This is a genomic window from Azospirillum sp. UENF 112521 (assembly GCF_058780665.1).
In genome coordinates, this window is sequence record NZ_JBSNCI010000002.1 from 596,466 (window position 1) to 609,151 (window position 12,686).

The following is a 12,686-nucleotide window of genomic DNA, read 5'->3' on the forward strand; positions in this document are numbered from 1 at the left end:
AAATGTCGCAGGCCGGGCCGGGGACCCGCCCCGACGGGGTGTCGTCGGGCGGGGTGCCGGGACGGGCCACCGACCCGGCCTGCGATTCCGGTGTTAGGAATAAACGGGTGCGAACTCTTTGGGCTTGCCGGCTTCCTGCTGCCAGTAGGGCGACAGGCTGCGCAGCTTGGCGATGATGCCCGGCACCACGGCGATGACGTGGTCGATCTCGGCGTCGGTGGTGTCGCGCGACAGCGAGAAGCGGGTGGCGCCGTGCGCCGCCGTGTAGGGCACGCCCATGGCACGCATCACGTGGCTCGGCTCCAGCGACCCCGAGGTGCAGGCCGATCCGGAGGACGCGGCGATGCCCTGCTCGTTCAGCAGCAGCAGGATGGCCTCGCCCTCGATGAACTCGAAGGCGATGTTGCAGGTGTTGGGCAGCCGGTGGTCCGGGTTGCCGGTGACGAAGCAGGCCGGCACGGCGGCCAGGATCGCCTGTTCCAGCCGGTCGCGCTGCGCCTTCACCCGCGTGTTCTCCTCGCCCATGTGGGTGAGGGCGAGGTGGGCGGCGGCGCCCAGGCCGACGATGGCCGGGGCGTTCTCGGTGCCGGCGCGGCGCGAGCGTTCCTGGTGGCCGCCGCGCAGCATCGGACGGAAGCGCAGGCCGCGCTTGACGTACAGCGCACCGATGCCCTTGGGGGCGTGCAGCTTGTGGCCGGACAGCGACAGCATGTCGACGGCGCTGTCGGCGAGCTTCATCGGGATCTTGCCGACCGCCTGGACGGCGTCGGTGTGGAAGACGGCGCCGACCGCCTTGGCCATTTGCGCCAGTTCCTCGATCGGGAAGATCGTCCCGGTCTCGTTGTTGGCCCACATGATCGACACGATGGCGACCTGGTCCGACAGCGCCGCCCGGTAGGCGTCGATGTCGAGGTTGCCCTTGCCGTCCACCGGGATGCGGTGGATCTTGTAGTCGCGCTTCTTCTCCAGATAGTCGCAGAGCGCCAGCACGGCGGGATGCTCGACCACGCTGGTGACGATCTCGCGCTTCTTCGGATAGGCCTCGATGATCGACAGGATCGCGGTGTTGTCGCTTTCCGTCCCGCCCGAGGTGAAGACGATCTCGCTGTCATGCGCAGCGCCCAGCAGAGCCTGCACCTGCTTGCGCGCCCATTCGATCTTGCCGCCGACCGCGGCGCCGAAGGCGTGCATCGAGGACGGGTTGCCGAAATGCTCGGTGAAGAGCGGCAGCATTTCCGCCAGCACGTCGGGGTCGACGCGGGTGGTGGCGTTGTTGTCGAGATAGATGCCCCGGTTGGGAATGGTCGTGTTCGGGATCGTCATCGCCGGTTCCTCCCCTTAGCCCGCATGGGCCGGCATGAGGGACGCCGGCTTGACCCGGACGAACTCGCCGAGCGCCTCGACCAGCTTCATCTGCACGCCCATCATGGTGCCGGCCGACTGCGAACAGCCGGAGCAGGCGCCGGTCAGCCGCACGTAGATGTCCTTGCCGTCGATGTCGACCAGCTCCACGTCGCCGCCGTCGCGCTGGATCTGCGGGCGCATCTCCTCGATGGCGGACATGATGGCCTGCATGCGCTGCACGTTGGTCAGCTTCGGCGCGGCGGCCGGTTCCGGTTTGGCCGGCAGCGGCTTGATGGCGTCGAGGCCGACGGTGCCGGGGGTGTGCTTCGCGGCGGGTTTCAGCGCGCCGGTCTTGGCCATCACCGCTTCCAGCACTTCCTCGATCTTCTCGTGGCAGGTCTGGCAGGAGCCGCCGGCCTTGGTGTAGTGGGTGACTTCCTCCAGCGAGGTCAGGCCGTTGACGGTCACCGCGCGCTCGATCATCGCGGCGTCGACCCCGAAGCACTTGCAGATCAGCTCGCCTTCCTCGTGGTCGTCGACCCACTCCTCGCCCTTGTAGTTGGCGATGGCGGCACGCAGGGCCTCCGCACCCATGACCGAGCAGTGCATCTTCTCCGGCGGCAGGCCGCCCAGATACTCGGCGATGTCGCGGTTGGTCAGCGTCAGTGCCTCGTCCACCGTCTTGCCGATGATCATCTCGGTCAGCGCTGAGGAGGAGGCGATGGCCGAGCCGCAGCCGAAGGTCTGGAACTTGGCGTCCAGGATGACCTGGGTGTCGGGATCGACCTTCAGCATCAGACGCAGCGCGTCGCCGCAGGTGATGGAGCCGACCTCGCCGACCGCGTTGGCGCTGTCCAGGACACCGGAGTTCTTCGGGTTGAAGAAGTGTTCCTTGACCTTGTCGGTGTAGTTCCACATGTCGCTGCTGCCTTTCCGTGGGGTGCGCGCCTAGGGGAAGAGCTATCTGAAAGCGGGATCAGTGGGTCGAGTAGGGGGCTGACGATCCGCAGCTCGACGACGACGTCGAGCAGGAGCCCCCGCCGCCGTCGCCTGCCGAGAAGGACTTGCCGCAGCCGCAGCTGCTCGTCGCGTTCGGGTTGTCGAACTTGAAGCCCGAGCCTTCGATGCCCTCGACGAAATCGACCACCACGCCCGACAGGAAGGGCTGGCTGTTGGCGTCGACGAAGATGGTGACGGGGCCGAAGCTGAGCACCGTGTCGTCGTCGCCCGCCGCCGCCTCCAGGCCCATCTGGTATTTCAGGCCGGCGCAGCCGCCGTCGGTCACCGCGATCCGCAAGCCGGCGGCAGCACCGCCGGACTTCGCCAGGACCTGTTCCAGGGTGGAGACCGCCGCATCCGTCAGAGTCACCATGTCCCGCCTCCTCAAGCCGCGTTGCCGGGGGTGCCGGCCAATCTGACGAGGTTAAAAGCAAGCGGTGTGCCAATCTAACAAGTCATTGAAACAAAAGGATTGTCAGGTCAGGCGGGCGTGGCGAAAGTCCGACAATGTTTCGCCTACAAACGGTTTTGTCGGGTTTGGTGCGTGTCGGATTCGCGACAGCCGCGACACTTCGCCGCACAAAAATAATGTGGTCTTTCCCGGCGTCCCCACGCGTACCATGGGGGCGTCGTCGGTGCGTCGGATGGTTGATTGCAGCAGCGGAAAACACAGGCGAGGGAAGCGATGAGCGACGAACCGATCGAACTCCGGATGTCGAACGGCCGCATGGCCTTCGGCGACGTGCCCGAACAGATCGACGAGCTTTTGCAGGAGGCGGTGAAGGCCCGCGACGTGCCCGAGGCCTGCGAGGCGCTGCTGTGGGAGGCCCACCGCAAGGGACCGCGGGTGCTGCCGGTCTTCTACGCGCTCTACAAATTCTACTTCAACCGCAAGAAGCTGGGGGAGGCGGAGCGGGTGGCCCGCATCGGGCTGGATGCCGCGGCTCTCCAGGGCGGCTTTCCCGCCGACTGGTCGCGGTTGACCGCAGGCTCCACCGACTGGACGGCGGCCGGGCCGGCGCGCTTCTTCCTGTTCACCATGAAGGCGCTGGCCTTCATCGAACTGCGCCGCCACAACCGCGACAAGGCGTTGGCGATCCTCGCCAAGATGGCGGAGATCGACCCTGCCGATCAGGTCGGCTACGGCACCATCGCGGCACTTGCCCGCGGGTTGGACGGAGAGGGCGGGGCGGCGTGAGCGACCCGGCCAGATAAGGCGGTCCCATAAAAAAGACCCCCGGCCCAGGGGGGAACCGGGCCGGGGGCAGGGGGGATTTGCGTCTCACGACGCGCTCACGACGCGCTCTCTCACGTCGAGAGGAATTGCGGCCCCGATTGGGGATTTCCGACTGGGGATTCCAGGGGGCGGAAGTCGGGGCCGCAAACCTGTCAGGCGGCGACCGATTCCAGCGCCGGGTAATCGGTGTAACCCTTGGCATCGCCGCCGTAATAGGTGGTCCGGTCCGGCTCGGCCAGCGAGGCGCCGGCACGCAGGCGCACGGGCAGGTCCGGGTTGGAGATGAAGGCCTCGCCGAAGCTGACCGCATCGGCCTCGCCGTTGGCGAGCGCCGCGTCGGCGTCACCGCGGCTGTAGCCGCCATTCAGGATGAACGGACCCTTGTAGGCGGCGCGCAGGGTGGACGCCACGTGCGGCGCGCCCTCCGGCGGGGCCATGTGGTGGCCGGGCTTGCCCTCGATCACATGCAGATAGGCGAGGTTGAAGGGGTTCAGCGCCTTGGTGATCGCCAGGAAATGCGGCAGCGGGTCGCTGTCCTTCATGTCGTTGAACACGCCGGTCGGCGACAGGCGGACGCCGATGCGGTCGGCGCCGACGGCATGGGCCGTCGCCTCCAGGATCTCCAGCAGGAAGCGGCAGCGGTTCTCCACCGTCCCGCCATACCGGTCGGTGCGGGTGTTGGTGCTGTCGCGCAGGAACTGGTCGATCAGATAGCCGTTGGCCGCGTGGATCTCGACGCCGTCCAGGCCGGCATCGAAGACGGCGCGCTTGGCGGCGTCGGCGAAATGACGGACCAAGGCAGGGATTTCGGCGGTTTCAAGGGCGCGCGGAACCGGGAAGGGTTCCATGCCGGCGCCGGTGTAGAGCTGGCCCTTCGCCGCGATGGCCGACGGGGCGACCGGGGCGGCGCCGTTGGGCTGGAAGCGCGGGTGGGAAATGCGGCCGACATGCCAGAGCTGGGTGACGATCCGCCCACCGGCCGTGTGCACCGCGTCGGCGACCGCGCGCCATGCCAGGGTCTGGGCGTCGGTGTGGATGCCCGGCGTGTTGGGATAACCCTGGGCGGTGTCGCAGACCTGCGTCGCCTCGGTGATGATCAGGCCGGCGGATGCGCGCTGCGCATAATATTCGGCGGTCAGCGCGGTCGGGCAGTTGCCGTCGCCGGCGCGGCTGCGGGTCATCGGCGCCATGACGACGCGGTTCGGCAGTTCGATCGCGCCGAGACGCAGCGGGGTGAACAGATCCGGAGTGGCGGTGCTGTGCGTGTCGTTGCTGTGCGGCATGGCGGGAATACCCCCTGTTGGGCAATAGGCTTTTGGGGTGAGGGCTTGTATGTATGTGAGTACATACTTGAACCGACGCCTGCCGCTTGTCAAGTATGTATCTGCATACTTATTATGAAGCCGTCCGACATGACGCTGCCTATCGTGAAGCGGCCCGTCATGACGGCGGCGGGGCGGACTGGAGAGGGACGGGTCTTGGACGCAAGCACTGAAGCCGACGGCTGTTGCCCCGGAAACGGCACCGAGGGCGCCTGCGAAGGCGGGGCGCGCAAGCGCGACCGTGCCGCGACGGAAAGCGCGCTGCTCGACGCCGCCAAGGTGGTGTTTGCCGAGCGCGGCTTCGACGCGGCGACGACCCGGGAGATCGCCGGGCGGGCCGGGGTGAACGAACAGCTGATCCAGCGCTATTTCTCAGGAAAGAGCGGGCTGCTGCTGGCGGTGGTCGAGCGCTATTGGCGCGAGGAGTCCGGTGGCTGCGACCTGCCGCCGCCGGACGACGATCTGGAAACCGATCTCGCCCGCTTCCTGCATGCCCATTTGAAGCACAGCTGGAAATGCCGCGACTTCACCCGCGTCGTGCTGGCGCGCGCCCTGGTCGATCAGGCGGTGGCGGACGAGATGGCGCGCACCCTGTCGGAGAGCCGCATCCCCTGCCTGCTGAAGCGGCTGGAGGGCTATCGCGACCGCGGCGCCATCGCCGCCGACGCCGACCTCGCCAATGTGGCGGCCGGCATCGCGACGCTCAGCTTCGGGCTGGGCTTTCTCGATCAGGTGGTGTTCGGCCGCGACGATGCCGGCATCTGCGCGATGGTCGGCACGCTGGCCCACACCATCGCCCATGGCCTGACGCCGCGCTGACCCCTACTCCGCAGCTGCCGCGGCGCGGGTGGTGGCGCGGTGGCTGTGCACCGCGTCGGCGGTGAAGACGGCGAGGGCCACCCAGATGCAGGCGAAGGTGATGGCGTGGCTGTGGGTGAAGGCCTCGCCATAGACCAGCACGCCCAGCAGCAACTGCCCGGTCGGCCCGACATATTGCAGCAGACCCAGGGTGGTCATGGTCAGCCGGCTCGCGCCGATCATGAACAGCACGAGCGGCACCGCCGTCATCGGTCCGGCCAGCACCAGCAGGGTGCTTTCCCCCCAGCCATGGCCGAAGGCGCCGTCGCTGCCCAGCCACAGCAGATAACCCAGCGCCGCCGGCAGCAGCAGGGCGGTTTCCACCAGCAGTCCGATCACCGGATCGATCGCCGCCTTCTTGCGCACCAGGGCGTAGAAGCCGAAGGACAGTGCCAGCGACAGCGCGACCCAGGGCACGGCGCCATAGCTGACGACGAGGCTGCCGACGCCGGCCGCGGCGATGGCGACCGCCAGCATCCGGCCGCGGCTGAGCCGTTCGTTCAGGAACAGCACGCCCAGCAGCACATTGACCAGCGGGTTGATGAAGTATCCCAGGCTGGCCTCGACCAGCCGGCTGTTCACCACCGCCCAGATGAAGACGGTCCAGTTGACGGTGACCAGCAGGGTGGTGACCACCAGGATGCCCAGCCGGCGCCAGTTGCCGACCGCGGCGACGACGGCCGCCGGCCCGCGGGTCGCCAGCACGCCGATGCCGACCAGCACCACGGTCCACACCACGCGGTGGGCGACGATCTCCACCGCGCCGACATCGCCCAGGGATTTGAAGAAGACGGGGTTGACCAGCCCCCAGATCAGGTAGGAGGCAAGCGCCGCGACGAACGCGGCGGTTGTGGAGGTCGGGGCCTTGGCGGGCGGCGGGGTCTGAGCCATACCGTCCGTTTAGCACATTGTTTGGGCAATCCGGCAGCGGGCCGCCGGGCATGGCCGGGCTGCGCGGCCGGCATCGCTACACGTCATCCTGGCGTCGGGTATCGAAAATGCCCGGCATGGAAAAGGTGCCGGGCATGAAAAAGCCCCGCCGGAGCGGGGCTTTTCCGTTTCTCACCGGACCGGCGATGCGGTCAGGCGGCGGTGGCGACGCCCTTGTCGGCCATCAGGGTCTGCAACTCGCCCGACTCGTACATCTCGCGGACGATGTCGCAGCCGCCGACCAGCTCGCCCTTGACGTAGAGCTGCGGGAAGGTCGGCCAGTTCGAGTATTCCTTCAGGCCCTGGCGCAGGCCCGGGTCCTCCAGGATGTTGACGCCCTTGAACTTGACGCCGGTGTGGCTGAGCACCTGGACGACGGCGGCGGAGAAGCCGCACTGCGGGAACACCGGGGTCCCCTTCATGTACAGCACGACATCGTTGTTCTTGATGTCCTGCTCGATGCGCTCGACGACGTTCTGATCGACCATGACCTGATAACCCTTCCGATTAAGGCCCGGCGGCGCCGGGGCCTTGTCCGTTGCAACTTTGATCAGGCGCCTTCCGGCAGCCTTGCGTCAGGCGCCTTCCGGCACCGCGGTGGTCAGCGCCAGGGCGTGCAGTTCGCCGCCCATCTTTCCCTGGAGGGATGCGTAGACCATCTGGTGCTGCTGCACCCGGCTCTTGCCCTTGAAGGCGGCGGAGGTGACGAGCGCGGCATAGTGGTCGCCGTCGCCGCGCAGGTCCGCGATCTCCACGACCGCGTCCGGGATGCCTTCCTTGATGAGCTTTTCGATCGTGGCGGCTTCCATCGCCATGGGTCTGGTCCTCGCTCTGTTCAGGATTGCCCCGCCCGGGCACACGCTTATCGAGATAGAGTAGGTGCGGCCGGGCCGTTTGTCATCCACCGGCAAGTCTTTGCCGCCCTGCGGAAGACGCCGTAACGGCCCGGACGCCCCTCATTCAACAGGAGACGCCTGTTATTCGCCGAACACGCGCTTGAACACCGTGTCGACATGCTTGGTGTGGTAGGTCATGTCGAACATCGGCTCCAGCTTGTCGCGGCCGATGTGCTTGGCGATGTCGGCGTCGTTCGACAGCAGGTCCAGATAGTTGCCGCCCTTCTCCCACACCTGCATGGCGTTGCGCTGCACCGCCTTGTAGCTGTCCTCGCGGCTCATGCCGGCCTGGGTCAGGGCCAGCAGGACGCGCTGCGAGAAGACCAGCCCGCCCAGGTCGTCCAGGTTCTTCTGCATGCGCTCCGGATAGACCACCAGCTTTTCCATCATGCCGGTCAGGCGCACCAGGGCGAAGTCCAGCGTGACGGTGGCGTCGGGGCCGATCATCCGCTCGACCGAGCTGTGGGAGATGTCGCGCTCGTGCCACAGCGCGACGTTCTCCAGTGCCGGGACGACGGCGGCGCGCACGATGCGGGCCAGGCCGGTCAGGTTCTCCGACAGCACCGGGTTGCGCTTGTGCGGCATCGCCGACGAGCCCTTCTGGCCGGGGTGGAAATACTCCTCCGCCTCGCGCACCTCGGTGCGCTGCAGGTGGCGGATTTCCGTGGCCAGATTCTCGACGCTCGACGCGATCACGCCCAGCACGGAGAAGAAGAAGGCGTGGCGGTCGCGCGGGATGACCTGGGTCGACACCGGCTCCACCGACAGGCCGAGCTTGGCGGCGACATGCTCCTCCACCCGCGGATCGATGTTGGCGAAGGTGCCGACGGCGCCGGAGATGGCGCAGGTGGCGATGTCCTGGCGCGCCTGGACCAGACGCTCGCGCCCACGGGCGAAGGCGGCGTAATGGCCGGCCAGCTTCAGGCCGAAGGTCGTCGGCTCGGCATGGATGCCGTGGCTGCGGCCGATGGTGACGGTGTTCTTGTGCTCATAGGCCCGGCGCTTCAGCGCGGCCAGCAGGGCGTCCATGTCGGCCAGCAGCAGGTCGGCGGCCTGGGTCAGCTGGACGGCGAGGCAGGTGTCCAGCACGTCCGACGAGGTCATGCCCTGGTGGACGAAGCGGGCTTCCGGACCGACATATTCGGCGAGGTTGGTCAGGAAGGCGATGACGTCGTGCCGGGTCTCGCGCTCGATCTCGTCGATGCGGTCGATCTCCCACTTGCCGCGCTCCCACACCGCCTTGGCGGCCTCCTTCGGGATCACGCCCAGCTCGGCCTGCGCGTCGCAGGCGTGCGCCTCGATCTCGAACCAGATGCGGAAGCGGTTCTCCGGCTCCCAGATGCGGGCCATTTCGGGGCGGGTATAGCGGGGGATCATCGGCACTCTCCGGAGGATGCTGGCGCTGGAAAAGGAGCGGCTGCAGGTCTGATAGCACGCGCGCGCGACCATAGCGGTGCCGGGGGGCGTTTTAAAGCCTCGCGATGGCCCGATCCGTCCGCCCAACCGGCTTGTCTGCCCGCTCCGCTGTTGGCGGCATTAATCTTCACGGGCGAATCTTTGCCAGCCTAAGGGAATCCGCGCCTAACGTTGCGCGGGCGGACTTTCCATCAATTCCCTGTCAACATAGGGATCCGCACGCCACCGTCCATCCAGACGCGAGGAAAACAGTCAAAGAGTCGCGCCTGGGTGGATTTGATTTGCTTGCAGTTGAATCCGCGCGAGCATTAAGCAACACTTGCACAGCGCATCGGGACCGGCCCCAGCCGGTTTCCGCGAGTTCCGCCGAACAGGCCATCCGAAGGGAGCCCTTCTTGTCCGACCCCGTCGCCGAGCTGGTCCGTGCGCCGTCGCGCTCGTCCGACGAGGCCCGGCTCTACCGCCTGCAATTCCTGGCGTCGATGGCGCTGGTCTCGGCGCTCGTCCTCGGGCTCGGCCTCTATTTCGTCTGGCAGCATTGGGCCGACTTGGAGCACGACCTCCAGCAGAGCGAGGCGCGCTATGTCGAGGAGCAGCACCAGGCCCTGGTGCAGGAGGTGGAGAACGCGCAGTCCTACCTCGCCTACATGCGCTCGCGCGTCGAACCGCTGCTGAAGGAGCAGCTGCGCGCCCAGGTGGACGAGGCCTATTCCATCGCCCGCAGCGTCCATGACCGGGAAAAGGACATCCTGCCCGAAGCGTCGGTGAAGGAATCGATCAAACAGACGCTGCGGCCGCTGCGCTTCTCCGGCGGGCGCGGCTACTACTTCATCAACGACCTGAACGGCGAATCGGTGCTGATGCCGGTCGACCCGGCGCGGGAGGGGACCTCTCCCTTCTCCGCTCCCGATCCGCAAGGGGCCGCGGTGATGCGCGAGCTGATGCGGGCCGTCCAGGATCCCAGCCTGCGCGGCTTCGCCCGCTATCGCTGGCGCATGCCGGACGATCCGGTCCAAACTGGCGACAGATCGGCCGTGGACAAGATGGCCTTCGTCCGCCGCTTTGAACCCTATGACTGGGTGATCGGCGCCAGCGACGCGCTGGGAGCGGTGGAGGCGCGGTTGCAGCACGAATCGCTGGAGCGTCTGCGCGCCTTCCGCTTCGGGGAAACCGGCTATGTCGGGGTGCTGCGCCAGGACGGGCAGGTGCTGCTGTCGCCCACCGCCCCGGCGTCGGAGGGGATGAACGCCCGCGACCTGCCATGGAAGACCGAGCGCGACCTCGTCACCCGGTTGCTGGAACTCGGACGCCAGGGCGGCGGCGAGCTGCGCTATGACTGGATCCATCCGGTCACCGCCCGGCCGACCCCGAAAATGGCCTATGTCTCGGCCCCCAGCGTCTGGGGCTGGATCCTGGTCGCCGGCTTCTACATCGACGATGTCGGCAAGGAGATGGAGGTCCGCCGGGCGGAAATCAGCCGCGGCGTCAACCAGCGGGTCTGGACCACGGTGGCGGTGCTGGCCGTGGCGCTGGCGGCGTCGGTCGGCGTGTCATGGCTGGTCACCGGCTGGATCCGGCGCATCGTCGGCGGCTATCAGCTGCGGGTCAGGCACAGCGACAGCATGCTGCGCGAACGGGCGCGTCAGCTGTATCTCGCCAACTTCTTCATCGACCATGTGTCGGAGATCGTCGTGCTGGCCGACGCCGGCCTGCGCATCGCCTACATCAATCCCTTCGGCTGCCAGGCCCTGGGCGGAACGCTGGAAGACCTCGTGATGGGGCAGGCCGATCTGCTGAAGCGCTTCGCCGCCGAGGGCGAGGCCGCGGCCAGCCATTACGAGACCGCCTACCGCACCGCCGACGGCCGCACGCTGGAGCTGGAGGTCACCGCCAGCCGCATCACCTACGAAGGCGACGTCTATTACTCGGCCATCGCCCGCGACATCAGCGAGCGCAAGCGGGCGGAGTGGCAGCTCCGCCTGTCGGCCAAGGTGTTCGACAATGCGGCCGAGGGCATGTTCGTCGCCAACGAACACCGGCAGATCGTCGCCGCCAACGACGCCTTCTCCCGCATCACCGGCTACGATCGGGACGAGGTGCTGGGCCGGGGCCCCGACTTCCTGCGCTCCGACCGCAATCCCTCCGGCTTCTATGAGGAGCTGTGGGCGCAGCTGCTCGAAAACGGCCATTGGGCCGGCGAGATCTGGAGCACCCGCAAGAACGGCGAGGTGTTCCCGGAGTGGCTGAGCGTCAAGCTGGTCTGCAACGAGGACGGCGCCGTCGCCAACTATATCGCGGCCTTCAGCGACATCACCGCGACCAGGGCGCAGGAGGAGCGCATCCGCCATCTGGCGCAGTTCGATTTCCTGACCGACCTGCCCAACCGCTTCCTGCTGCGCGACCGGCTGGAGCGCGCGATGCTGGCCGCCGGGCGCCACGGCACCAAGGTCGGGCTGCTGTTCGTCGATCTCGACCGCTTCAAGACGATCAACGACAGCCTGGGACATCAGGTCGGCGACGACCTGCTGCGCGAGGTGGCCGGGCGGCTGACCGGCACCGTGCGGGCGGGCGACACCGTCAGCCGCCAGGGCGGCGACGAGTTCATCATCCTGATCGGCGACATGGGCAGCCCCGACGCGGCGGACATCGTCGCGCGCAAGGTCCTGCACACCCTGTCTGAACCCTATCTGATCGACGGGCACGAGTTGCGGGTCACGCCCTCCATCGGCATCGCCATCTACCCCGACGACGGCACCGACATCGACGGGCTGCTGAAAAGCGCCGACATGGCGATGTATGCCGCGAAGGATGCCGGGCGCGCCACCTACCAGTTCTTCACGCCGGAGCTGAACCGCCGCGCGTCGGACCGGATGTGGACCGAAAACAACCTGCGCCGGGCGCTCGCCAACAACGAACTGGAACTGCATTTCCAGCCGCAGTTCTCCATGGACGGCCGCCGGCTGATCGGGGCGGAGGCGCTGGTGCGCTGGCGCCAGCCCGACGGCACGCTGATCATGCCCGGCCAGTTCATCCCGGTGGCCGAGGATACCGGCCTGATCCTGCCTCTGGGCGATTGGGTGCTGGGCGAGGCCTGCCGCCGCGCGGCCGAACTGCTGCGCCACCATGACCTGCTGATCGCCATCAACCTGTCGGCGGTGCAGGTGCGCCGTCCGGGACTGGCGGAGCGGGTGGCCGGCTGGCTGTCGGCCTACGGCATCCCGCCCTCGGCACTGGAGCTGGAGGTGACGGAAAGCGTCCTGATGGACGAGTCCGACGTGGTGTCGGAAACCTTCTCGCGGCTGCGCGAGCTGGGGGTGCCGGTCGCCATCGACGATTTCGGCACCGGCTATTCCTCGCTGGCCTATCTGAAGCGCTTCCGCGTCGACAAGCTGAAGATCGACCGCAGCTTCGTCAGCGGCCTGCGCGCCGGCAACCCGGACAGCGGCGCCATCGCCGAGGCGATCATCGGCATGGCGCGGTCCTTGCGCATGCAGACGCTGGCCGAAGGGGTGGAGACCGAGGAGCAGTATGGCTGCCTCGCCGAGATGGGCTGCGACCAGTGCCAGGGCTATCTGCTGGGCCGCCCGATGCCCTACGAGGATTTCCTGGAGTTCGTCCGCCGCGACGCAGCGGCAGCCGAGCCGCGGGTGGCCGAACCGGTGGGTTAGGCGGTCGATCAGGGCA

General features: G+C 67.6%; 11 protein-coding genes. 3 read left to right on the plus strand and 8 right to left on the minus strand.

Annotated features, from left to right (window positions below; translation table 11 throughout):
• Positions 1–93: 93 nt before the first annotated feature.
• From nifS to ACWPN8_RS05105, 3 genes are read right to left on the minus strand one after another with little or no spacing between them, the layout of a single operon-like run.
• Complete coding sequence (nifS, locus tag ACWPN8_RS05095; RefSeq protein WP_492240079.1) at positions 94–1,323, minus strand: cysteine desulfurase NifS; 1,230 nt, start codon at positions 1,321–1,323, stop codon at positions 94–96.
• Between the two features lie 15 nt (positions 1,324–1,338).
• On the minus strand, positions 1,339–2,262 hold the full coding sequence (gene nifU / locus ACWPN8_RS05100; protein ID WP_109452081.1) for a Fe-S cluster assembly protein NifU: 924 nt from the start codon (positions 2,260–2,262) through the stop codon (positions 1,339–1,341).
• A gap of 58 nt (positions 2,263–2,320) precedes the next feature.
• Positions 2,321–2,716, minus strand: coding sequence for a HesB/IscA family protein (locus tag ACWPN8_RS05105; RefSeq protein WP_109452079.1), 396 nt, complete (start codon positions 2,714–2,716; stop codon positions 2,321–2,323).
• 312 nt (positions 2,717–3,028) lie between these two features.
• On the opposite strand from ACWPN8_RS05105, the gene ACWPN8_RS05110 reads away from it, so the two are divergent.
• Entirely contained in the window at positions 3,029–3,541 is a 513-nt protein-coding gene (locus ACWPN8_RS05110; RefSeq protein WP_109452077.1) for a hypothetical protein, read from the plus strand.
• A 191-nt stretch (positions 3,542–3,732) separates the two neighbouring features.
• Here ACWPN8_RS05110 and ACWPN8_RS05115 read toward each other — a convergent pair whose 3' ends face one another.
• Positions 3,733–4,863: an alkene reductase gene (locus tag ACWPN8_RS05115; protein ID WP_492240080.1), complete on the minus strand. Its 1,131-nt coding sequence runs from the start codon at positions 4,861–4,863 to the stop codon at positions 3,733–3,735.
• 195 nt (positions 4,864–5,058) lie between these two features.
• On the opposite strand from ACWPN8_RS05115, the gene ACWPN8_RS05120 reads away from it, so the two are divergent.
• The gene (locus tag ACWPN8_RS05120; protein ID WP_109452073.1) at positions 5,059–5,721 is read left to right on the plus strand and encodes a TetR/AcrR family transcriptional regulator; all 663 of its coding nucleotides are present in this window, start codon (positions 5,059–5,061) and stop codon (positions 5,719–5,721) included.
• Between the two features lie 3 nt (positions 5,722–5,724).
• On the opposite strand, the gene rarD is transcribed toward ACWPN8_RS05120, so the two are convergent.
• From rarD to purB, 4 genes are all read right to left on the minus strand, one after another.
• A complete protein-coding gene (rarD, locus tag ACWPN8_RS05125) occupies positions 5,725–6,651 on the minus strand; it encodes an EamA family transporter RarD (RefSeq protein WP_109452071.1) in 927 nt (308 codons plus the stop codon).
• A 191-nt stretch (positions 6,652–6,842) separates the two neighbouring features.
• Complete coding sequence (grxD, locus tag ACWPN8_RS05130) at positions 6,843–7,178, minus strand: Grx4 family monothiol glutaredoxin (protein WP_085088255.1); 336 nt, start codon at positions 7,176–7,178, stop codon at positions 6,843–6,845.
• A gap of 87 nt (positions 7,179–7,265) precedes the next feature.
• A complete protein-coding gene (locus ACWPN8_RS05135) occupies positions 7,266–7,505 on the minus strand; it encodes a BolA family protein (protein ID WP_012973287.1) in 240 nt (79 codons plus the stop codon).
• 162 nt (positions 7,506–7,667) lie between these two features.
• Positions 7,668–8,963, minus strand: a complete 1,296-nt coding sequence (gene purB, locus ACWPN8_RS05140; protein WP_492240081.1) for an adenylosuccinate lyase — start codon at positions 8,961–8,963, stop codon at positions 7,668–7,670.
• 434 nt (positions 8,964–9,397) lie between these two features.
• Here purB and ACWPN8_RS05145 point away from each other — a divergent pair, with 434 nt between their 5' ends.
• Positions 9,398–12,670, plus strand: a complete 3,273-nt coding sequence (locus ACWPN8_RS05145) for a bifunctional diguanylate cyclase/phosphodiesterase (protein WP_492240082.1) — start codon at positions 9,398–9,400, stop codon at positions 12,668–12,670.
• The last annotated feature ends 16 nt before the right edge of the window (positions 12,671–12,686 follow it).

Bases quoted from the DNA above. Each gene is read 5' to 3' on its own strand.
- nifS (WP_492240079.1), bottom strand. From the start codon at position 1,323: ATGACGATCCCGAACACGACCATTCCCAACCGGGGCATCTATCTCGAC.
- nifU (WP_109452081.1), bottom strand. From the start codon at position 2,262: ATGTGGAACTACACCGACAAGGTCAAGGAACACTTCTTCAACCCGAAG.
- ACWPN8_RS05105 (WP_109452079.1), bottom strand. From the start codon at position 2,716: ATGGTGACTCTGACGGATGCGGCGGTCTCCACCCTGGAACAGGTCCTG.
- ACWPN8_RS05110 (WP_109452077.1), top strand. From the start codon at position 3,029: ATGAGCGACGAACCGATCGAACTCCGGATGTCGAACGGCCGCATGGCC.
- ACWPN8_RS05115 (WP_492240080.1), bottom strand. From the start codon at position 4,863: ATGCCGCACAGCAACGACACGCACAGCACCGCCACTCCGGATCTGTTC.
- rarD (WP_109452071.1), bottom strand. From the start codon at position 6,651: ATGGCTCAGACCCCGCCGCCCGCCAAGGCCCCGACCTCCACAACCGCC.
- grxD (WP_085088255.1), bottom strand. From the start codon at position 7,178: ATGGTCGATCAGAACGTCGTCGAGCGCATCGAGCAGGACATCAAGAAC.
- ACWPN8_RS05135 (WP_012973287.1), bottom strand. From the start codon at position 7,505: ATGGCGATGGAAGCCGCCACGATCGAAAAGCTCATCAAGGAAGGCATC.
- purB (WP_492240081.1), bottom strand. From the start codon at position 8,963: ATGATCCCCCGCTATACCCGCCCCGAAATGGCCCGCATCTGGGAGCCG.